A 24,265-nucleotide genomic window follows, 5' to 3' on the forward strand; every position below is an offset into this window, starting at 1 on the left:
GGTCAAATGGCAACAATCAAAGATGTTGCTAAAAGAGCTGGTGTTTCGATCTCAACGGTTTCCTATGTCCTTAACAACACTGGCAAAGTGAGTGAAGAGACAAGAAAACGAGTATTAAAGGCTATTGAAGAACTAAATTACGTTCCAAATAACTTCGCAAAAAGGTTGAAGAGGCAGCAATATGACCTAGTTGCACTGATAGTGCATGAAATAAAAGGTCCTTTCTACGATGCACTTGTCCGTGGCATACAGGACGTGTTGCATGCGTTCGGATATAACCTTCTTATCTATTGTACCTTAGAGAACAGGAAACAGGATGTTGACAAATTTCTAAAGGTTGGAATAATTGGTGGAATGATTATTATGACTCCGGCGGTTAAAAACGAGGATATCATCAGATGGGCAAACGAGTACAAAATTATAACACTTGACAGAACCATAAAAGATAAAGAAGGGCGCGAGATAAAAAGCGTTCGGATAAATAACGAAAAGGGTGCCTATGAAGTTGTAAAGTATCTCTACGATCTCGGCCACAGAAGGATCGCTTTTATGAAAGGGCCAAAGGATTCACTTGATGCGAAAGAAAGATACAGAGGATTTATCAGAGCAGCCCATGATTTGAGAATCGAAATCAGAAACGAGGATATATTGGAAGGTAACTTCACTGAAGAATCGGGATACGAAGTCATGAAAGGATATCTTTCAAGGAATTCGAGGAAGGACCTACCTACCGCCCTTTTTTGCTCGAACGATGAAATGGCTATTGGAGCGATGCAAGCGATAAAAGAGATTGGTTTAACTATCCCCGATGATATTTCAATTGTCGGTTTTGACGATATTGAACTCTCATCGTATGTTGCTCCTGCATTAACCACTGTGAAGAGGCCCATGTATCAACTTGGATCCCTTGCAGCTCATATGTTGCTTAGTCTCCTTAATAACACTGATGATTTCCTTTCAGATGTGGTGCTTGATGTAAACCTTGTCGTTCGTGATTCAACAAGAAAGCTTATCTAAGCATCATTTCTATGTTTTAGAACACTTGATTCAGTATAACTGAAAATTCAAAGCAAAATGAAGCAGTCGTGAGAATTCTTCCTATAAAAGTTATTTTCTGACTGAAAGCACAACTTGATTTCTATTATTGATGTTTTGTTTTGCCAAACCGATTATGATAATATCATTTAGTGAAATATAATAGAAACGTTTCAGTAGAATTTCAGTAGAACTTGAGGTGAGTCTGTTGCCAAAGATGGAAATCAAAGATGGAAAGTTCATTGTTGATGGGAAGAACAGATTTTTGTTTTCTGCAGAATTGCATTACTTTAGGTTAGAACCAGAAGTATGGGAAGACCGTTTGGTGAAAATTAAGAATGCTGGTTTTGATGCAGTTAGTTTTTACGTTCCTTGGTTTTGGCATGAACCGTACGAAGGCTTTTTTGACTTCTCTGGCTTAACTGACCCTAAAAGAAATATTGTAGCTTTTCTCGAAATGGTTTCAAGATTTAACTTAAAGGTAATATTTAAACCGGGTCCATATATTATGTCCGAATTAAAGAATGAAGGCCTTCCGAACTGGTTGTACGATAGAATACCTCATGCAATTGCTAAAACGATGAAAGGCACACCACACCCAACAAGGGTTTTTTCGTATCTCCACCCAGATTACCTTTCGTATGTTAAACGATGGTATTCAGAGGTATCCAAAGTTATAAAGTCTTTTGAAAATGTGATAATGGTTCAAATTGATAACGAGGTCGGAATGCTTCAGTGGATAACTTCTTATGGCGACTACAATGAGCATACTATAGAGAAATTCCGCACTTATTTAGAAGAAAAGCAAATGAAAGATTTGGCAAAAGAGCTTTTGAACTGGGCTTGCGGACGAACTTTCTCCAGAAATTTAGTTGTTGCTTATCACGATTTTATAAGGGAGTACTATGCCGAATATCTCTGCAACTTGCGAAAGTTTCTTAGTGATGAAGGTATCAATGTGCCAGTTATTGTAAACATCCATGGTTTTGATATGGTTGAGTACGCAAAGAGAGGAAAGAGATATCCGATAGGGGTTTCTCAGTTGTACAGAGCGTCCACCGATAAGAATGTCATTTTATCGGGTGATTACTACATAGGTAACATAGTGCACGAAAACTTCAGTGATTTGGCAATTGCAAATGCGATCATGCTATCAGTACAGAATCCAGAGCAACCACTGTTCTCAGCTGAGTTCCAAAGCGGGTTCCAAATGGACAAGCCAAAACTTTTACCTTCAACTATTGACTTAACCTCAAGACTATGCATCGGAAATGGTATGAACGGGATAAACTACTACTTATTCGTTGGTGGAGATAATCCATCAGATTCAGCACTAATGGGGACCTACCATGATTGGCAAGCACCGATAAGCCGAGATGGTGAGCTAAGAAGATCTTACTATGTTATTAAGGACCTGATCAGTAGTATTAGAAGTATTGAGGAGGAGCTCGTAAATTCAAAACCTGTGTTTGATACTTACTTTGGTTTCATACCTGACTACTATTCAACTGAGCACTACAAAGAACATGGACTAAATGCTGTTTCTGATATTGAATTTAAAAGGGATGTTTCCATTTTTGACGGGGTTATAAGGGCGCTGAAATTACTTAACTACAATATCGGAGGGGTAAACCTAAGGTCACCAAATTTAGATTTGAACATCAGAAGCCTGTGGGTCTTTTCCTACAAATGGATGCCATGCCATGTCCAAAAAATACTTGCTGAATACGTTGAAAACGGAGGGAAACTCGTCTTATTCCCAGAAATACCAGTAGAAGACGAATTTGGCAATGAATGCACAATTTTAAAGGACTTTCTAGGAATAAGGTCAGTTTCTAAACGTGGATGGGGTACGGTTTATGCTTTTGGAATTGAAGTCAACGCTTACCACGTGGAAGAATACGAACTTGAGCCTCTAACTTATCAGTTTGCCAGAGACAAAAAAGGGAATATCTGCGGATTTATAAGAAACGTAGGAAAAGGCTCGGTAGCTGTTTTAGGTTTCGGATTGGAGCTCGAAAGAGAGTACAAAGTAGATATTGTTGAGAATGTGTGTTCGCTACTTGGAATTTCTAAAGCATTATTTATTGAAAGTAGGGATTTTGTAGATGGTTATCTCAGAGAAGGGACAGAGAACTTCATTGTTTTTTTGAACAACTACGATGATTATCCAAAGGATGTTAAGTTAAGGTTATTTACCAACTACCTCGGAGAATTTTCTGTGGCAGCTCGAAAAGGAATTACTTTAGTCGTGTCAAAAGCTGAACTGCCAAACGAAACCGGGACAAAAAGACAAGTACAATTACTGTGAAAGGAGAGGAGAACGCATTATGAAACTTTTTGAAAGTAAGTACGGCTATTTTACTTCTGATGGCAAAGAATATGTGATAACAAATCCAAGAACCCCAAGACCATGGGTTAATGTGATAAGTAACGGTGATTATTCGATAATTGCTTCACACACTGGGAGCGGATATTCTTGGAGAGGTAATGCAGGGCAAAACAGGATTACAAGACTATATCAAGACCTCATCAAAGACAATTGGGGCAAGTATGTCTATATCAGGGATACTGAATCAGGGAAATTCTGGTCAGCAGGTTGGAAACCTGTGATGGCAGAGTATCAATCATACGAGGTTGTTCATGGAATTGGTTACACCGTCTATAGACATAAGGTTGATGATATTTACTCAGAGATGAAGGTCTTTGTAAGTATCGATGCACCCATAGAGTTTATGTATATCATAGTAAGAAACGATGCTAATAAAACGAGAAAACTCGATTTAACCACTTATTTTGAATGGGTTTTAGGAAACTTCCCGGATGAGCACAGAGAATTTCACAAGCTCTTTTTTGACCCGACTTTTAAAAACAACACAATATTTGTGAAAAAGTACCTGGGACAGTTTCCCGATGAGAAAGGACGCTGGAATAACACAAGCTGGGATCACATCGCGTTTCATAGCGTAAGTCTTGCTACTAAATCATTTACCTGCGATAAGGAATCCTTTATTGGAATGTACGGAGATGAAAGAAATCCGATTGCGATGAAACTCGAGAAACTTGACAATAAATGTGACAGGTTTGGCGATGCGTGTTCTTCCCTCCAAGTTGAAATTACGTTAAATCCAGGCGAAGAAAAGAAAGTAGTTTTTACCATAGGTGCGGCAAAGATTGGGGAAGAAGATCCCAACTTGCTTGCTGAAAAATACACCAACGTTGAGATTGCGGAGCAGGAATTTGAAAAGGTTCGTAAGTTCTGGATGGACTTACTTGAAAGAGAACTGGTTGAAACCCCCGATGATGGTCTGAACATAATGACCAATTATTGGGCAAAGTATCAAGCGATATCTGGCAGAATATGGGCAAAGTCTGGGTACTATCAGGTATCTGCTGGTTATGGTTTCAGGGACCAGCTACAGGATTCTCAGATCTTCTTCAGTTTAAGACCTGAACTTGCAAAGAAACAAATTTTGCTGCACGCGGAACACCAGTTCCAAGAAGGTGATGTACTACATTGGTGGTTTACTATCAGAGGTGGTGGCCCAAGAACTCACTGTTCCGATGATTTGTTGTGGTTACCTTTTATCATTCAAGAGTACATAAAGGAAACAATGGATTATTCCATACTCGATGAAGTTGTACCTTACGTTGACGGTGGAAAAGGTACGATATACGAACACTGCAAAAAAGCGATAGAAAAAGCCTTTAAGAGGTTTTCACCAAGGGGACTACCACTGATTGGAGAAAACGATTGGAACGATGGTATGAACGCTGTCGGTACCGATTGGAAAGGGGAAAGCATCTGGCTAGCGCACTTCATGTATCTACTACTTAAAGAATTCATTCCTCTGATGGAACTAAAAGGAGATTCCAAGTTTGCGGCTAAGTGTAAAGATGTGTTGGAGGTTCTAAGAGATTCTGTAAATAAATATGCATGGGATGGAGAGTGGTTTATAAGAGCAACGAAAGATGACGGGGAGAAATTAGGATCGAAAGAAAACGAAGAGGGTTTCATCTTCCTTAATGCTCAAACCTGGGCTGTGATAAGTGATATTACCGATGAGGAACGAAAGAGAAAAGCGATGGAATCAGTGAAAAAATACCTTCTTAAAGATTTTGGAGCTCTGCTTTTGTATCCTGCTTACACTAAGCCAAGGAGTGACATAGGTTACATAACAAGATATGCACCTGGTTTGAGGGAAAATGGAGGAGTTTACACACACGCTGCAACATGGGCTGTTTGGGCTTTTGCTCTTATGCGAGATGTTGAAGCAATGTACAAAGCCTACAAAGGAATTTGTCCACCGTACAGAAGTTTCGACATAGACAATTACTGGGCTGAGCCGTACGTGACTTGTGGTAATTCTGACGGTCCAATATCCCCACATTATGGCCGTGGCGGTTGGACGTGGTATACAGGTTCTGCACAGTGGTTGCACCGCGTAGCGACGCATTGGATTCTTGGTATAAGACCTAATTATGGTTATCTCGATATAGATCCGGTTATACCAGCTGATTGGGACGGATTTACTTATAAGAGATTTTTCGGTGATACGCTTTACACCGTTGTTGTCAAGAATCCGAACAAAGTAAGTAATGGTGTAAAGGAGATTGTTTTCGACGGTCAGAAAGTTCAGAGGGTCCCAATTCTTTCCGACGGTAGGTCACACACGGTTGAGGTTACGTTGGGATAATTTAACCACACTTCTTAAGGGAGGGAAGTAGTATGAGAAGATTCTGGTTGCTTGGTTTGTTGGCGGTTTTTGCGGTATTGTCGTTCGGTAAAGTCACGATTACGTACGTGAACTGGAACAGTGGACTTGAGATTGAACAAGCCATAGTTCAGGAATTTATGAAACTCTATCCGGACATTGAAGTGAAAATTGTCAAGCACGAAGGGAACTACGAGGACTGGCTAATTGCTCAAGCTGCAGCAGGCACATTACCCGATGTTATTATGATTCCAAATATCCCTATGGCTTTAACAAACGATTGGGCACTTGATTTGACAAAGATGGCAAATGCGGATCCAGAATGGAAAAACATACCTGCACCTATTAGAAATGCCACTATTTACAACAACAAGATTTACGCAGTTCCAGCAGGGTTGTACTTTATGGGCTATTTCGTAAACGACGACCTATTTGAAAAGTACAACGTCAAACCGCTCAAATTTGCTCCATCCTGGAACGAATTCTTAACAGCTGTAAAGAAGCTAACAATACCAAAAGACGGTATTATAGGACTTGCAGAAGAGGTACAGATTCCCGAATGGTACCCGGCTATGAAAAACCTCAGGCTCGGATGGTACACATGGGATGGTAAACAGTACAATCTTGATGATCCTTCATTCATCGAGGCTGTAAATATTGCGAAACAGCTCTGGCAAGGTAAATACGTCTACGATGCGCTTCCGGAAGAGCAAAAGAAACAATACAACGCCGGTTGGTACGGCGATGTATGGAACCAAGGAAAGATCGCAATTAGATGGGACGGAACATGGGCAACTCCATTCTATTCTACTCTTCCGTTCAAATCGCGGTTCATCGGTGTTCCTGGCGGAAGAACACCAGTTGTAGGCGATTTCTTTGTAATTTCTAAGACAACCAAATATCCAAAAGAAGCGTTCCTCTTTGCAAAATTTGTAACGTACGGAAGAGATGGTATTTTAAAGAGACTTGAACTCGACAAGAAGAATGAGTGGTCATCCTTACCTTTAACAACTGAAAAGGCTGTACTTGACAAATACTTCTCAGTTAAGAAGTTGTACCCGGGCCTTGACGAAGCTTATGGAAAGATTGGTGCTGGTATTATCGAAGGTGTAAAGATAGTCCCAGGTTACATTCAGTCAAGATGGACTGCACCAACAGGTATTAAGGTTGGAAACAATCCAAATGCTAACATTGGCGATGTTATTTGGAATGCGATGAGAGGAGATATTAACATCGCAGACTACGCAAAGCAGTTGAACAAAATTGCGAACGAACAGTATCAGAACGCCATTAGGAAGATAGCCATTATGACAAAGTAATTTGTTTCATTATGCAGCAATGGGAGGGAGTAAAATCCTTAGGCCTATAGAAAAAAACAATTTCTGGAGAATAGTAATTCTTGTAGCCTTATGTGCAATCAGCAATTTAACAGCAATCAATCTTTATGCAATAACGAAAAATACTCAAACAATCGACTATATCACTTATCTGCAGCGTTCACCGACCCCTCTCGTGACTGGGGAGACCTTCTGGGAATCTCCCCAGTCCTTTACTGAATTATCAGAAGGGAGCTTTGTTAGTTACGAGATAGAGGTTCCGAAAGGGAAAACCGGGTTGTGGAACATACGTATTGATTATGAAGTTCTTTCTAATCAAATATTACCACCGGAGATTTCTATTTATCTGAATGGCAAGATTCCTTTCGTAGAGGCACGTTCAATCCCCTTGGTTCAGTACTGGGAGTACGAGACAACGGCTTTTCCAAAAAACAGATATGGAGACGAAACGGTTCCAAATCAAAGGATAACGTCTGACACAATATCGTATGTGTTGAAAAATCCAAATGGAATTGACAAATTCCCGCTCTGGTTCAATATTAGTTCGCCGAAGGTTACTTTAACAGTTTTTGTTAACAGCGGGAAAATCGCCATTAAGAAGCTAGCCTTGGAAAGACCCGCGAGACTTATACAGTTTAAAGAAGTCGCCAAGAAAGTTGGTGGAAAGTTTTCAACGAATGAGAAACGTGTTATAACCCTGCAGGCGGAGAAACCTTATAGAAAAAGTGAAGCTTCGATCAATGCGGTTTCAGTAAGGTCCCCCGAAGTAGTTCCCTACACTACATACAATCTTCTTTTGAATACGTTTGGTGGTACCAACTGGAGTAGGCCCGGTCAAACCGTAACTTACCAATTCCCTGTTCCACAAAGTGGATATTATAAAATAGCACTCAAATACCTACAGAATGCAAAACCAAATTTCACAAGTTATAGAACTGTTTACATCGACGGAAGGGTTGTATATAGCGATTTACTCGAAGTTCCTTTTGAATATACGCCCAACTGGAGGATTTATACCTTGAAATCGAGTGACAAGACAAGTGACGTTGTTGTTTATCTTTCCGAAGGTAAGCACACAATCTCTCTTGAAGTTAATGCTTCAGTCTACGTTGATGTGCTTTATAAACTGAAATCAATAATTGATTACATAAACAAGTTAGCACTGCAGGTGAAATACATATCTGGAGGTAGTTTAGACAAGAATGTCGAATGGGAAATAAAGGAATACTTTCCAGACATAGAGAAAAGATTTAAATCATTGATAAACGAGCTGGAAATCATCAAAAAGCGTGTTGCTGATGCAAACGGAAACACATGGTGCGCAGAATATGTTTCACTAAACACAGCGCAGATGTTTTTAAAAAGACTTGCGAAAAATGTCAATAAAATACCAAACAAATTAGAAATGCTTGTAGGTAGCACAGGATCGGTACTTTCTGAGCTTTCAAATGCTTATAATGGTCTCCAGGAAATGCCTCTTACGATTGATGAAATTTACATTTACACAGGTAACAGTATAGACGGAGTTGTTAAGCCTTCGTTTTTGAAAGTATTTGTTGAAGGTTTGAAGAGATTTGTTCATTCATTCAAACCCGAGCGAAACTTAGCATCTGCAAAGGATTTTGATAATAAAAGTGTCGTTTTAAAAGTCTGGGTCAACAGACCACGCCAGTATGTGGACGTTCTGCAGCAACTTATTGATAGCGATTTTACCAGAAAGACAGGTATCTATGTTGATGTTTCTATAATGCGCGATGAGGGCAAACTCATACTTGCAAATGCAGCCAAAAAATCACCGGATATAGCACTCGGAATAAGCAACTGGATACCTTTTGAAATGGGAATACGTGGTGCAGCATATGATTTGAGACGCTTCCCTGATTTCATCAGTTTCTCAAGGAATTTCTACCCAGGCTCGCTTTTACCGTATCTCTACGAAAACCACTGTTTTGGTCTTCCAGAAACACTCGATTTTTACGTGCTTTTCTATCGAAAAGACATAGTTGACTATTTAAAGATACCTCTTCCAAAAACGTGGGATGATGTGAAATTGGTACTTCCCGAGCTTCAAAGAAACGGTCTGAATTTTTATATACCACTTTCCGGGACATCGGCTTTCAAAGCATGGATGACCACCGCTCCATTCATTATGCAGTACCATGGTAAGCTCTTTACAGACGATGGCTTGAGAACAGCGATAGACAATCCAAGTACACTAAAAGCTCTAAAAGAAATGACTGAGCTATTCACCATGTACGGCATGCCTGCTCAAGTTGCAAATTTCTTTGAAAGCTTCAGAAAAGGTGAAATCCCATTGGGCGTTTCGAATTTGAACACGTATATACAGCTTTCAATAGCTGCTCCAGAGTTGCGTGGTCTTTGGAGTATAGCTCCGTCACCAGGTGTAGAATACAACGGTGTTGTTGAGAGGTGGCAAACAGGTTCAGCACAGGCAGTAGCTATCCTTAACGACACGAAATATCCAGTCGAAGCCTGGGAATTCGTGAAGTGGTGGCTTTCTAAAGAGACGCAGATGAACTTAGTAAATAGAATTGTCAGCACTTACGGAACAGAGTTCTTGATAATACCATCGAACCGGTATGCGATAGATGGTATCCCTCTTAAAACGGAACACTTGAAGGTCGTGAAAGAACAGTTTAATTGGCTGCAAGAGGTTCCTAAAATGCCAGCGAGTTACATACTGGAACGTGAAATCAGTAACATCTGGAATAAGGTTGTACTTGAAGGTAAACCTTTAAAGGTAGCTGTTGATGATGGCGTAATTATTGTAAACAAAGAATTCGCACGCAAGTTAGAAGAATTTGGTTACTACAAAGACGGAAAGCCGGTTAAACCGTTCAAGATTTACACGCTACAAGACGTTTTAAATTGGTACAGCCAAGATCTAAATACCGGGAATTCAAAGAGGTGATTGTGTGAAGGTAAGAAAGAGTGAGCGCCGATGGATAATTACTTTTCTTTCGCCATACATAGTTCTCTTTGCAATATTTATTATTGTCCCAACTATTTTAGCCATACTTCTTTCCTTCACTAACTTCAACACAATACAGTTCCCAAAATTCGTTGGATTGAAGAACTACATTTCACTCTTCACAACGGACAGTGTCTTCATGCAGTATGTATTACCAAATACAATAAAGTTCGCGGTATTAGTAGGTCCAACCGGATATTTTCTTGCGTTCATCTTAGCTTGGATGCTTGCGCAAATTCCAAGGATACCAAGAACTATCCTTGCACTGATTATTTACTCTCCGTCAATGACCGTTGGAGTAGCGATGCAAGTAATTTGGCTCACGATATTCAGCGGAGATAAGTCTGGTTACTTGAACAGTCTTTTGTTAAGACTTGGAATAATTGATCAGCCGATCCAATGGTTACAGTCACCTAAATTCCTATTTCCAACAATGGTGGTTGTAACTTTGTGGAGTAGTATGGGAGTCGGTTTTTTGGCTATGCTTGCTGGTGTTTTAAACACGGACCCTGAAATATACGAAGCAGGATACATAGATGGAATATCAAAAAGATGGCAGGAGATATTCTATATCACCATTCCTCTCATGAGACCTCAAATGTTGTTCGGTGCCGTTATGTCAGTTGTTTCTACCTTTCAAGCAGGATACATCGGTGTCATGCTTTCCGGTTCAAATCCAACTCCACAGTATGCAGGGCAGCTTATTGTCAACCACATCGAAGACTTTGGATTCATGAGGTATGAAATGGGGTATGCTGCGGCAATCTCCGTAGTGCTTCTAATAATGATATGGATTAGTTCCAAATTTGTCTGGGCTTTGTTCCTTGATAGGGACTGATTTTGATACGATCAACTTAACAACTCAGGGGTGATGGTATGGCTTTCAAGGGTACGAAAATCAATCCAGAAAGGTTTGATAAGAGTCAGTTGAAATTCTACGCAGTTCTCATTCCTTTTGCTGTTTTTATGTCTATACCTCTCATATTCATATTTTCAAATGCTTTCAAACCTTACAACGAGTTATTTGCTTTTCCACCAAGGATATTCGTAAGACACCCGACACTGCAGAATTTCAAATCCCTTTTCAACGCTATGACTCAGTCCGGAGTTCCGGTGAGCAGGTATCTGTTCAACAGCATTCTTATATCTCTTAGTATTGTCGTGTTATCGATATTTGTCAGTACTGCGGCGGGATACGTGCTTTCGAAGAAGAATTTCAAGTATAAAAAATTGCTTTTCGAGATAAACACTTTAGCACTTATGTTTGTTCCAACAGCAGTTTCTATTCCCAGGTACATAATCATCGCAAAACTTGGTTTGGTTGACAATTTCTTAGCGCACATATTACCTATGCTTGCAATGCCTGTTGGTTTGTTCTTAGTTAAGCAATTTATTGATCAGATACCTGATTCGCTAATAGAAGCGGCAAAGATAGATGGAGCTAACGATTGGTTTATATACCTGAAGATAATACTACCACTTACCAAACCTGCTGTTGCAACTGTTGCGATACTTGCGTTCCAAAGCGCATGGAATTCAACGGAAGCTTCCTTAATTTACATAAATAACGAAAGTTTAAAAAATTTTGCATACTACATGTCTACACTGAGCGGTAATGCTGGAACAGTTGCTGGTGCAGGAATAGCTGCAGCTGCGGCTGCTATAATGTTTCTGCCAAACTTGATTATTTTCATCTTCACACAAAGCAAAGTCATGAACACCATGGCACATTCCGGTATCAAATGATGAATTGTTTTGTACCACTTAATTTTAAATAAAGGAGCGATGAGGTGTTGCAACTGGATAAAAAAAGAACTCTTTTGATAATTCTTCTTTTGACAACTGTTGTCTCTTTGCTGAATGCATACGCACCGTACTATACATACACACTGGGCATAGGTGATAACATTGTCCGCATTCAAGATGCATTTATCCCTTGGCGAAAACTTGTTTTCGATACATCCTCTGTTTCAGACATATTTTGGCATAGTGGAAAGCTCTACATAAGTGATACGCAGAACGCAAGGGTAGCTGTAGTAGATTTGGAAAGCACAGAAGAAGCAACTATTTCTTACATTGGTGAAGGTACCCTCATGAACCCTGAAGGTGTTTACGTTGACGAAAATGGATACGTATATGTTGCGGATTCTTGGGCTCAGAATGTTTACAAGTTTTCGCCAAACGGCGATTTGGTTCTTACAATTTCCAAACCTGATTCGCCAATTTATGGCCGTAACAACAATTTTGTCCCTCTTAAAGTCGCCGCAGACAAACGAGGCAATGTGTACGTAGTTTGCCAGGGAATTACAAATGGGCTTGCAGTATTTAACAAAGATGGAAGGTTTTTGAGTTTCTTTGGGGCAAATTCTCCAAAGGTCACGCTTAGGATGATCCTACAACGATTGGTGTTTTCCGAGGCGCAGAAGGCGCAGCTTTTGAAAATTAGACCACCGTCACCTACAAGCGTTACTGTGGATTTCACAAATGCTATTTGGACTGTGACTCAGGGACTTAAGGAAGATGCCATCAAAAGATTCAACGTTGCTGGTGTGAATGTTTATCCAAAACTTTCGCTTTCAAGTGATAAGTTTGTGGATATTGATGTTGACTCACTTGGAACCGTGTATGCACTCGCAGCGGATGGTCTGATATACGTATACGACCTTCTTGGAAATCCCATCTTTGTATTCGGTGGTCAAAGCTTTTACGAAAATAGAACGGGGCTTTTCCGATCAGCTGGCGCAATCGCAGTTACGGATGACGGTAAGATATTTATTTTAGATAAGGAAGATGGAACAGTGACAGTTCTCAAAATAACGTCATTCGGTAAGCTTGTTTTGAAGGGCGTTAATTATTACAACCAGGGGATGTATCTGGAAAGCGAAAAGATTTGGAGAGAAATTCAGAAGACAAATTCAGCTTTCGTCCTGACGTATAGAGTTTTGGGGAATGTTGAGTTTAAGAAGGAAAATTACTCCAAGGCATTTGAGTATTTCAAATTGGCTCGCGATGCAAAAGGCTATTCCGATGCTTTCTGGTACATAAGAAACCAATGGTTACAAAAGATAGTGGGGCCGATATTTGTCCTGCTTGTCGTTATAGCTATCGCCGACCTTATTAGAACGATACTCATAAGGCAGGGTTTAATAGAAAAGAGAGAAAAAAAGAGAATTCAGAAGGATAATTTCTTTATTTCACAATTACGGTACACGTGGCTTTTCATAAAGAATCCGTTTGACGCAGTCTATGAAATGAAACGCCACGATAGGATATCATGGATAACAGGGATTTCTTTGTATCTTCTGCTTTACATCGAAAATGTGGTTATAAGAATCGTAGGTTCACCACTATTTGTTGGTTTTGATGCAAAGAAAATAGACTTCTTTGGACTTTTTGTTGATACCTACAGATTATTCTTCCTCTTCGTTCTTTCAAATTTTTTGGTTAGTGAGATTTCGGAAGGAGAAGGAAAGTTCAAGCATATATTTATAGGAACAATCGCTTCCTTCTTGCCCTACTTACTCTTTTCGGTACCCCTTGCTTTGATAACTAATCTACTAACTTTGAACGAATCTTTTGTATATACTTTTGGAATGCAGATAATCTGGGCATGGTCATTTGTTCTGCTCTTTATAGTCATTGCGCAGGTTCACAACTTCTCATTTGGTGAAACAGTTAGGAACTTTTTACTCACAATTTTTGCAATGGTACTCATAACAATACTGCTGATAATTATTGCTGTCCTTGTCAAAGAAGAATTTTCTTTCTTTACCTCTATTTTTGAGGAGTTGATGTACCGTGTTAAGGCTAAGTGAGTCTGTTAAGAAAAATATAAAAAAGATTCTGCTCAGGTCAATAGTAATAGCTCTGATAGTTATTGTAATGGTGTGGTTAGTGAATTCTGGATCATCTGAAGTTACGGTTCAGAAGATAGAGAGTTTTTCAGAAAGCAGTTATGCATTCTTTTATCCAAACTATCATACCTATTTGGAGAATCAGTATTTGACTCTCATGTTCGATACGAAAACTCTGCAGTTCCGAGTCGTTGATAAAAGAAACAATGCACTCTGGAAATCAATTTTGGAAGAAGAAGACAAAGATTTGAACCAAACGTGGAATGCGTTTTTCAATACACCTTTCACAGTCGAGTTCTACGATTCAACAGGCAACATCAAAAGAGTGTACTCTACAAGAGATGCTAAAATCATTCTCAAGAAGACTTCGTCAGATACGTTGAAGGCATCTGTTATGTTCGAAAATATAGGAGCATCATTTGATGTCTCGTATCAGTTGTTAAAAGATTCAATTCGGTTGAGAATAGAAAACATAAAGGAAGGAAAGTATAAGTTAACAGGCATCTTTGCTTATCCTTATTTCGGTGGGACTTACGGTACAGTCAATGGAAGTTTTATTTTGGCTGATGGTGTCGGGGCAGGTATAGATCTGTCAAAAAGAACAGTTGCAACAGCCCCATTTAAAGCCCGAATATACGGGCAAGATATAGGGTTCAGGGAAGTACTCCCGTATTCTTACTTCAAAAACGTAAAAGAACCGGAAAATTATGCATTGCCATTGTATGGAATCATATATTCCCAAAGTTTGCAAAATTCGGAAACCTCCGCAGGAAATAGTAGTGGTTTGCTTGCATTCATCGAAGATGGAGACATGTACGCTGAGATTAACGCTTTCAAAGCGGGTATTGTTACTGAGCACAATTGGATAACAGCGAGAACTGTTTTAAGAGATCTCCATAAGAAGCTCTTAAATAAGGCGGGGGAAGGTATAACAGTTCCGCAGGAAGAATTAAATACAACGAGGTATAGTATTAGATATTTCTTTGTTCCAAACGCCAATGAATTTTCATTATTCCAACGATTTGTTGATGAGTACTCAACAGAAAGAGTTGTGACGAATGATTATACCTTCAAATTCGATATTCTAATGGCAGAAGCGAAAAAGTCTACATTTGGTTTCTCGCTTGTTAAGATGACCGATGGCGAAGAATTGCTGAAGATGAAAAACATTTTGAAACAATCTATACCTAACTCTCTATTCGTAGTTGTAGGATACACTAAAGGAGGTTTGGCTCTTAGTTCTCCAAAGCACCTCCCAGTTGAAAAACGCATCCTTGGTAAAACCCAACTGTCTTCGGAAGATTACTTCTATGTGAATTATATTCTTTCACCAAAAGAATCCAAGTCGCTTAGTAAAACCAACATTGCATTGAACAGGCTTGAACAACTTATGGAATTTGAAGGAAGATATGTTTTATCACCGGAGTTTGTAAAATCGTTCGTCGCTAAGGAGGAATTAGCATTTGAAAAGCTTGGAATTAAAAGATTTGCGCTTGCTTCGGTTGGAAATTTGGCGTTTTCAACCGAGAATATGACGAGGGCCCAAGTGATTGATATATTGTTGGAAGCCTTTAAGAATCTTGAAAAGCCCGTTGTTTACGGAGCAAACTGGTATGCTGTTAAACTTGCTGGTGCTTTGTCGGATATCCCACTGACGAACTCGGGTTATGAAATCGAGGACAGAATTGCGCCAGTTGTACCTTACGTGCTTAGGCAGTTCCTACCAGTTTTCTCAGAACCAGTTAATCTTTCTTCGGATTACAGCAGGGACCTTTTAGCTTGCATTGAATACGGCGTGTTTCCTTCATTTTATTTAACTTGGGATAGTTCAGAAAAACTTATAGAGACACATTCCAAAGACTTGGTATCAACAAAGTTTGAAGATTGGCTTCCAAAGATATTGGATGCAAAAGGATTGTTTGATAACGCAACTTTGTTCTTAAAATCCAGATTAATTGCTCGGCAGCAAATTGGGCAGGATGTTTTTCTCAACACGTACGAAAATGGTACAAAGGTGGCGTTTAATTACAGTGAAAAACCTTTCAATTTCAACAATGTCGTTATTCAACCTATGAGCTTTGCGGTAATTCAAGAGAGGTGACTTTGGTCAACCACCCACCACTGAAGTGGCGGGCTTGGAAAAAGCCCTGGTTGACTACCCTCAGCCTTTCGGCTACGTTAGGCTGGTCACGGCACCATGGAATGCTGCTCAAGTTCCATGCCCTGCCGTCTGCCACTAAACAGTCCTAATGGGTAGGGACAGTGTGGCAGACACGACAAGCCAGCCTAACTTTGGGGATGAGCACCTAACTCCGATAGGAGGCTTACCGCATGGTATTCGTGATTTCAAAAGATGGAAAACCGCTCATGCCAACCAAAAGACATGGAAAGGTTAGAAGGCTCTTGAAACAAGGACTGGCGAAGGTAGTGAACAGAGAACCATTTACCATTCAGCTTTTGTACGAAACAACAAACTACACACAACCTGTTACTGTTGGAATAGACATAGGCTCTAAGGTTGTTGGTGTATGTGCTGTTACAGACAAAGAGGAAATGTTCTCTGCTGAAATCCAGCTCAGGCAAGACATCAGTAAATTATTGCTTGAGCGCAGGCAGCATAGAAGGTTCAGAAGATACAGAAAAACAAGATATCGCAAACCCAGATTTCTAAACAGACGAAAGGAAGATGGTTGGTTGCCTCCAAGTTTGCAGTGGAAGGTAGATGCGCACGTCAGGATAGTAAACAAGCTCAGCAAAATAATACCGATAACAAAAGTCGTTGTGGAAGTTGCACCATTTGATATTCAGAAAGTACTAAATCCAGACATAGAAGGAGAAGATTACCAAAACGGTCCGCAGAAAGGATTTAGCGATGTAAGAGATTACTGCCTTTGGAGAGCTGGATACAAATCTGAGCTATCTGGAAAAACTGGCATATTGGAAGTCCACCATATCATTCCAAGAAGCAAAGGTGGTACAGATGCACCGAGCAATTTAATAGTGCTAACAACACAAGAACACAAGATGTTGCACGAAGGCAAGATAAAGATACCTAAATCAAGATTAGAGCAAATAAAGGTGTTTAAGGACGCGGCTCACGTTTCAACGATTGAACAGCACATAGTTAACAGGCTGAAGCAAAACTACCATGTCGAAATCACGTATGGTAGTATTACAAAAGAAAGACGGGACATGTATGGACTTGAGAAGTCGCACAGAGATGATGCATTTGTGATAGCTGGTGGGAATATTCAAGAAAGGGCAAGCGAATGGTATTTTGGTAAATTCTTCAGGCGACAAAACAGGTCACTACACAAAGCCAATCCGATTAAGGGTGGAAGAAGACCGATTAACACGGTTAAGCAAGTAAATGGATTCATAAGGTTTGATAAAGTTGAGTGTGAAGGTGAGATAGCGATAATAACAGGTTTAAGAAGCAGCGGATATTTTTCGATAAGTAGTCTTAGTGGAGAAAAGATAAGTGACAGTGTAAAGTATACAAAATTAAGGCTAATTGAGAGAGCTAAAACGTTGATGTTCGAAAGGAGGGAAAGGGCTACTTGTTCATGGCTAAAGCCACGTGTATCCGTAGCCCGGTTTCATGAAATTAAAACTGCGCACTCGAGAAGCTTTAAAAGGTCTACTATTTGTTTCACCATGGATAATTGGTTTTCTTATTTTTACGCTTATACCGCTCATTAGAACATTCTTTTATAGCCTCAATGAAGTAAAAGTAACAGCGGAAGGTGTACGAACATTCTTCATAGGCCTCAAAAATTTTAAGGATGCTTTGCTCTCGGATGTTGACTATCCTCAGATGCTTATTGACTACTTCCTGCAGATGATAGTTTTTGTACCCATAATAGTTTCATTTGCAATGATCATGTCTCTATTGTTAAACATCGAACTAAAAGGCAGAAGTTTGTTCCGCACGATTTACTTCCTGCCAGTGGTTATCGCTAGTGGGCCTGTTTTTGAAAAGCTCATGAGCAAAGGAGCAATGACATTTTCCGGCTTGGCTAATCTCGGATTTGTGAAAATGCTGCAAACAAATCTGCCACCTGTCTTTTCAAGGGTCCTGGCAATGTTTATCTCAGGTTTCATAATGATTCTCTGGTACTCAGGAGTACAAATCCTTGTATACCTTGCCGGTTTGCAGAAGATAGATAAGAGTATGTACGAAGCTGCAAAGATAGACGGTGCCTCAAGATGGCAGATTCTGTGGAAGATCACAATGCCCGTCTTAGCACCACTTACTTTTGTTAATACGGTCTATACCATTGTGACGCTTTCGACATTTGCAACCAGTCCTATAATCAAAAAGATACTTGTCGATATGTACAGACCAGAAAGGGGATTAGGTTACGCTTCGGCACTTGCCTGGATATACTTTTTGTCTATTTTGGCCGTTATAGGAATATTCTCTTTGATTTCAGCAATTTACAGAAGGAAGGTAAAGGTAGTATGAAAGGTATCGTGTCGAAAAAGGGAGAACAAATAATTCCAAAACAGATCAGCTTTTATTCTATTGAGAAAAGAACAAAGAGAGCAGTTGAAATAGCAAGTGTCTATTTTCTGTTGCTCCTTGTTGGCTTTGTTTTTGTCTATCCTATAATATACATGGTTTCGTATAGTCTCATGGATACATCTGACTTGGTAAATCCACTTGTAAAGTGGATTCCGACAAAACTCTATACTGGGAATTACAAAGATGCAGTAAAGGTTCTTGATTACGCCAAGACGTTAACTCAAACAATCATTATTTCAACTATACCTGCGCTTTTGCAAACTATTTCGGCATCTGTTGTTGGATACGGATTTTCACGCTTTAATTTTCCGGGTAAAAATATAATGTTTGCTGCTGCCGTTGCTACGTTCATATTACCACCACAGGTTACCATGATCCCACAGTTCTTGATGTTCAAAGACCTTAATCTTTTGGGCACTTTGTGGTCACTCATATTGCCAGCTACTTTTACTCAAGGTATACGAAGTGCTATTTTCATCATAATCTTTTATCAGTTCTTCAATATGTTCCCTAAGTCTTTGGAGGAAGCAGCAAAGATTGATGGCGCATCGACATTGACGATCTTTTATAGAATAGTAGCTCCTTCTGCATTACCCGCGTATCTGATATCGTTTTTGTTCTCCTTGGTTTGGTATTGGAATGACACAGTAATCACTGCGCTCTATCTGGGTGAAAAGTGGACAACCTTACCTTTGCAACTTCAGAGATTTGAGGACATGTTCAGAAGAGTGTATCAATCAATTCCTGGTGTGACAACAGGTAGGACGCTTAATGAAGCCATCGTAATGGCTGGTACACTTCTAACAATATTACCTCTCCTTTTGATTTATTTCTTCGCACAAGACTGGTTTGTGGAAAGTATTGATAGGACCGGAATTACGGGTGAATAAACTAAGTTAGGTTTAACAATAAACCACAAAGGAGATGATAACTGTGGAATTCGATATTGAAAGAATTCTCTCTGAAATGACTGTTGAAGAGAAGATCAACTTTGTCGTTGGTGTTGGTGTCCTTGGTGCATTTGGAAATCCAAATCCAAAAGTTAGTGGAGCTGCCGGTGAAACACGCACTATCGAAAGACTTGGCGTTCCAAAAGCAGTACTTGCCGATGGCCCTGCAGGACTTAGAATCGATCCAGAACGCGAAAACGATGAGAATAAATACCATGCTACAGCATTTCCGATAGAGACCATGCTTGCTTCCACTTGGAACAGACAAATTCTAAGAAAAGTCGGAGAAGCAATGGGAGAAGAAGTAAGAGAATACGGTGTCGATATATTGCTTGCACCTGCCATAAACATCCACAGAAATCCACTGTGTGGCAGGAACTTCGAATACTACTCTGAGGATCCATTACTAACAGGTGAAATGGCTGCGAGCTTCGTCGAAGGTGTTCAATCCCAAGGCGTTGGTGCTTGTTTGAAACATTTTGTTGCCAACGAACAGGAAACCAATCGTATGAGTGTTGATACGATAGTTTCAGAACGAGCTTTGCGTGAGATTTATCTAAAACCGTTCGAGATAGCCATCAAGAAAGCAAAACCTTGGACTGTGATGAGCTCGTACAACAAGCTGAATGGTAAGTATACATCGCAAAACAAGTGGTTATTGAAAGACGTGCTTCGTGATGAATGGGGATTTGAAGGATTTGTGATGACGGACTGGTTTGCTGGTGATAATGCGGCAGAACAGATAAAATCATGGAACGATTTATTGATGCCGGGGAACACATATCAGATATTCAAGAACAGAAGGCCGGAGATAGAGGAGATAAAGGGAGCGTACGAACGAGGAGAAATAACGGAAGAGATGTTAAATGAAAGAGTGAGGACGATATTGAAGGTGCTTGTCAAAACGCCATCGTTCAGAGGTTATAAGTACAGCAACGAGCCGAACTTAGAAGAACATGCTCAGGTAGCGTACGAAGCAGGTTGCGAAGGTGTTGTGCTACTGAAAAACAACGGGGCGTTACCCATAAAACCAGAAACAAGAGTTGCACTTTTTGGCACAGGTCAGGTAGAGACGATAAAAGGAGGAACTGGTAGTGGAGATACGCACCCAAGGTACACGATTAATTTCTTAGACGGGCTATTTGAGAGAGGAATAAAGGTTGATAAAGAATTGGAAGAGTTCTATAGAAAGAAAGTTGCGGAACTCAGAGCTACAGACTATGCAATCACCAAAGGTCAGTGGGGGGAGGACATCGTTCCAAAACTTCCACAGGATTTGTTCACTGATGAGGAGATTGTGAACTATGCTTACAGAAACGATGTCGGAGTTTTTATAATAACACGAATCTCAGGTGAAGGGGCTGATAGGAGACTTGAGAAGGGTGATTTTTACTTGACAGATGATGAATATCGCATTTTGGTAAAACTTTCAGAAGCTTTCAGGAAACAGGGAAAAAAGTTGGTTGTTGTACTTAACGTAGGCGCACCTATAGAGATTGAAAGTTGGAAGGATATGTGTGATGCGATTTTATTGATATGGCAGCCAGGACAGGAGGCTGGGAGAATCTTTGCGGATGTGATAAGTGGGAAGGTTAATCCTTCCGGCAAGCTGCCAACAACGTTCCCGAAACGATACGAAGATGTTCCGTCAAGATCGTTCCCAGGAGAACCGAAAGACAACCCTGAAGTTGTCGTCTACGATGAAGATATCTACGTGGGCTACAGGTATTACGATACATTCAGAGTAGAACCTGCTTTTGAGTTTGGATTTGGGTTATCGTACACGACATTTGAATATTCGAACTTGAAAATATACAGAGACGATGGAGATATCGTTGTGAGGTTTGAGGTGACCAACACTGGTGAGGTTGCTGGGAAAGAAGTTGCACAGGTGTACGTGAGAGCGCCGAGAGGGAAGATAGACAAACCATACCAAGAGCTCAAAGGTTTTGACAAGACGAAGTTGCTTGGGCCAGGTGAAAAGCAAAAGATAGAAATCAGAATTCCGGTCTCAAGTCTTGCAAGCTTCGATGGTCGATGCTGGGTAATTGAGAAAGGTGAATATGAAATCAGAGTAGGTGCTTCATCAAGGGATATCAGATTAAGAAGAAAATACTTGCTGGATTGAGGGAATAAAAGTTTCAAAAATACGAATTGTAAATTTAGGAAGGTGATAGCATGTTAAAAAGACTATCTTTTTCTATACTGTTATTACTTTTCACTATAACGCTTGCCACCAATCAACTGACCGATAATCTTCTGAAAGAATACAAAGGTTCCTTCTTATACTTTTGGGAGCAAGCAAATACAAATAAGGATAGCCTGGGATACGGATTAATTCGAGATAGGTACCCAGGCAGCCCAGGGATAGCCAGCATAGCTTCCACTGGCTTCGGTCTTACAGCAATAGTAATAGGTGTGGAAGAAGGTTGGATAACAAAAGAAGAAGGATTGCAGAGGGTTTTGGGGACTCTGAATACACTTCTAAAGCTTGATAATTTCCATGGTTTTTTCTACCATTTTCTGGATATCAACACTGGAAAACGGGCCTGGAATAGTGAAGTTTCAACAATCGATACAGGGATATTGATGTGCGGTGTTCTGACAGCTGGAAAATATTTCGGCGGTCAGGCTTGGGAAAAAGCTAAACAACTTTACGAAAGGATAAATTGGAACAAAATGATCCATCCAACGAAGAATTACTTCTTCATGGCATATACTCCAGAGAGAGGTTTTGAAGGTTATTGGGATTTCTATGCTGAACAGCTCATGCTATATATACTGGGAGCAGGTACACCGGTAGAAAAGTACCGTATTGACCAGAATGTATACTACGCATTTAGAAGAAGCTACGGTAGCTACAAAGGTGAGAACTTTATTCATTCATGGTTTGGTTCGCTATTTACTTACCAGTATTCTCATGCATGGATAGATTTCCGTAATTGGTATGACAAATTCGGTGTCAACTGGTTCCAAAATTCCGTGGCGGCCAGTCTTGCCAATTACAACTTTTGCATGGATAATAAAGATAAGTTCAAAAGCTTTACCATAGGCTGGGGAATAACTGCTTGTGACACGCCGAAGGGTTACAACGGTTTATTAGGTGCACCACCATCTGGAAACAATAATACAGCACATCAAGTTGATGGCACGATAGCACCATCTGGAGCATTGGGTTCAATCGTTTTTACTCCCAAAGAATCGCTGTGGGCCCTTGAGAATTATTACAAGATGCCAAGCTTGGTAGGAAAATATGGTTTGAAGGATTCCTTTAACCTTGACTTGAATTGGTACGCTTCAGACTACATTGGTATTGACAAAGGCATAACATTGCTAATGATAGCAAATTACAAGAATGAACTTATTTGGAGAATCTTCATGGACATCCCGTACATTCGAAACGGTCTGAACAACCTTGGGTTTGTTTATAAAAAATAGTTGTAAAACTAATTTTGTTTACTGAGGAGCTGATAAGAGTGCGAGTAAAAGACATTCTCGATTTAGAAGAAAAACTGTCTTTTGAATTCTTTTGGAACGAAGTCTCTGAAACGGAAGAGGGCTACGGTTTGATTGTTGACAATACGCGTGATAATAATGTAGCAAGTATAGCTTCCGTTGGTTTTGGGCTGAGTGCTATACCAATCGGCATTGAAAATGGCTGGATATCAAGAGATGAAGGATATATCAGGGCTTTAAAAACTCTGGAAACGTTTCTTAATAACGTTGAACATTCACATGGTTTCTTTATTCATTTCGTGAGGATGAAAGATGGAAAAAGAACTTGGCAATCAGAAGTCTCAGTTATAGATACGGCCTTGTTTCTGATGGGCGCACTTGTGGCTGGTGAATATTTTGGTGGAGAGGTGTACGAGCTATTTGAATCTATATACTCAAGGGTGGAGTTCCCATGGTACTTGGACAAAGAAAGAAACCAGTATTACATGGGGTATAATTACGAGAGAGGATTTTGGGGGCATTGGGATGGTTATGCTGAACAGCTCATTATGTACGTTCTCGGTGTGGCTTCACCTACTTTTCCCATAGATTCCTCAGTGTATTATTCTTTTGAGCGAAAGAAAGGAAAGTACAAAGATTACGAATTAATCTACACATATACCGGTTCACTATTCACATACCAATTTTCACATGCATGGCTTGATTTTAGAAATATCGTCGATAAAGAAGGTGTTAATTGGTTTGAAAATTCAACGTTGGCAACTTTAGCCAACTGGGAATTTTGTAAAGATATGCACAGCGTTTACAAAACGCTGCATGAAAAGTCGTGGGGGTTAACTGCTTGCGATTCTCCGGACGGTTATCGGGGAGACTTCGGTGCTCCACCCTCTGCTAATAACAACTCAACTCACAAGACAGATGGCACTGTCCCCCCGTGTGGAGCTATTGGTTCAATAGTCTTTACCACTGCAATTGTCGAAGAAGCAGTACGCTATTACTTCGAAAAGGTTCCCCAGTTGTGGGGAAAATATGGTTTCAAGGATGCTTACAACATGGATAGAAACTGGGTATCACAAATTTACATCGGAATAGACAAAGGTATAGAGATACTCATGATTGAAAACTATAAGACACAACTTATTTGGGATATCACGATGAGAAACAAGTACATAAAAGATGGACTTCAGAAACTGGGTTTTGAAGAAAGAAAACAATGAAAAATGCCTCCGAGCGGAGGCATTTTTGTTTCAGGTTCTCTTCGCTACATGGGAGGGGAAGGGGGGTACTGGGGTTTCAGCGGTTCAAGACTGGTAACTATTTGATTACATATCTATGTGACACTCTGATTGTATTCTTTTATCCTTAAAAAATCCTTAGAATTCCCAATAAATTTTTCTA

Annotated in this window: 15 protein-coding genes; all 15 read left to right on the forward strand. The window is 40.0% G+C overall.

Translation table 11 applies throughout. From position 1 onward, the window contains the following. Positions 1 to 6: 6 nt before the first annotated feature. The 15 genes from CBS1_RS01910 to CBS1_RS01980 all read left to right on the forward strand — a co-directional run bounded on the left by CBS1_RS01910 (position 7) and on the right by CBS1_RS01980 (position 24,084). Positions 7 to 1,017, forward strand: coding sequence for a LacI family DNA-binding transcriptional regulator (locus CBS1_RS01910; RefSeq protein ID WP_033191018.1), 1,011 nt, complete (start codon positions 7 to 9; stop codon positions 1,015 to 1,017). A 235-nt stretch (positions 1,018 to 1,252) separates the two neighbouring features. Next, entirely contained in the window at positions 1,253 to 3,346 is a 2,094-nt protein-coding gene (locus CBS1_RS01915; protein WP_241685592.1) for a beta-galactosidase, read from the forward strand. Positions 3,347 to 3,365: 19 nt separating this feature from the next. Next, on the forward strand, positions 3,366 to 5,732 hold the full coding sequence (locus CBS1_RS01920; RefSeq protein WP_090222499.1) for a glycoside hydrolase family 94 protein: 2,367 nt from the start codon (positions 3,366 to 3,368) through the stop codon (positions 5,730 to 5,732). A gap of 32 nt (positions 5,733 to 5,764) precedes the next feature. Continuing rightward, positions 5,765 to 7,069, forward strand: a complete 1,305-nt coding sequence (locus CBS1_RS01925; protein ID WP_033191020.1) for an ABC transporter substrate-binding protein — start codon at positions 5,765 to 5,767, stop codon at positions 7,067 to 7,069. Positions 7,070 to 7,364: 295 nt separating this feature from the next. After that, entirely contained in the window at positions 7,365 to 10,019 is a 2,655-nt protein-coding gene (locus CBS1_RS01930) for an extracellular solute-binding protein (protein WP_236938559.1), read from the forward strand. A 4-nt stretch (positions 10,020 to 10,023) separates the two neighbouring features. Beyond that, positions 10,024 to 10,917: a carbohydrate ABC transporter permease gene (locus tag CBS1_RS01935; RefSeq protein WP_033191021.1), complete on the forward strand. Its 894-nt coding sequence runs from the start codon at positions 10,024 to 10,026 to the stop codon at positions 10,915 to 10,917. Between the two features lie 38 nt (positions 10,918 to 10,955). Beyond that, positions 10,956 to 11,825 carry a carbohydrate ABC transporter permease gene (locus tag CBS1_RS01940; protein WP_033191022.1) on the forward strand — a complete coding sequence of 290 codons (870 nt, stop codon included), beginning with the start codon at positions 10,956 to 10,958 and terminating at the stop codon, positions 11,823 to 11,825. A 47-nt stretch (positions 11,826 to 11,872) separates the two neighbouring features. Continuing rightward, positions 11,873 to 13,894 (forward strand): gluconolactonase, encoded by a 2,022-nt coding sequence (locus CBS1_RS01945; RefSeq protein WP_236938556.1) that lies wholly within the window; start codon positions 11,873 to 11,875, stop codon positions 13,892 to 13,894. Beyond that, a complete protein-coding gene (locus CBS1_RS01950) occupies positions 13,878 to 16,034 on the forward strand; it encodes a DUF5696 domain-containing protein (protein ID WP_090222501.1) in 2,157 nt (718 codons plus the stop codon). The genes CBS1_RS01945 and CBS1_RS01950 overlap by 17 nt, the downstream gene beginning before the upstream one ends. A 230-nt stretch (positions 16,035 to 16,264) precedes the next feature. Beyond that, positions 16,265 to 17,635 carry an RNA-guided endonuclease IscB gene (gene iscB / locus CBS1_RS01955; protein ID WP_128998092.1) on the forward strand — a complete coding sequence of 457 codons (1,371 nt, stop codon included), beginning with the start codon at positions 16,265 to 16,267 and terminating at the stop codon, positions 17,633 to 17,635. Between the two features lie 88 nt (positions 17,636 to 17,723). Then, entirely contained in the window at positions 17,724 to 18,401 is a 678-nt protein-coding gene (locus tag CBS1_RS01960) for a carbohydrate ABC transporter permease (RefSeq protein ID WP_241685544.1), read from the forward strand. Beyond that, positions 18,398 to 19,351, forward strand: a complete 954-nt coding sequence (locus CBS1_RS01965) for a carbohydrate ABC transporter permease (protein ID WP_090222505.1) — start codon at positions 18,398 to 18,400, stop codon at positions 19,349 to 19,351. Before CBS1_RS01960 ends, CBS1_RS01965 begins: the two co-directional genes overlap by 4 nt. A 34-nt stretch (positions 19,352 to 19,385) precedes the next feature. Beyond that, complete coding sequence (locus tag CBS1_RS01970; RefSeq protein WP_128998093.1) at positions 19,386 to 21,539, forward strand: beta-glucosidase family protein; 2,154 nt, start codon at positions 19,386 to 19,388, stop codon at positions 21,537 to 21,539. A 50-nt stretch (positions 21,540 to 21,589) separates the two neighbouring features. After that, the gene (locus CBS1_RS01975; RefSeq protein WP_090222582.1) at positions 21,590 to 22,849 is read left to right on the forward strand and encodes a glucoamylase family protein; all 1,260 of its coding nucleotides are present in this window, start codon (positions 21,590 to 21,592) and stop codon (positions 22,847 to 22,849) included. A 38-nt stretch (positions 22,850 to 22,887) separates the two neighbouring features. Then, on the forward strand, positions 22,888 to 24,084 hold the full coding sequence (locus tag CBS1_RS01980) for a glucoamylase family protein (RefSeq protein WP_090222584.1): 1,197 nt from the start codon (positions 22,888 to 22,890) through the stop codon (positions 24,082 to 24,084). Positions 24,085 to 24,265: the final 181 nt, after the last annotated feature.

This window comes from Fervidobacterium changbaicum (genome assembly GCF_004117075.1).
Taxonomy (GTDB): Bacteria; Thermotogota; Thermotogae; order Thermotogales; family Fervidobacteriaceae; genus Fervidobacterium; species Fervidobacterium islandicum.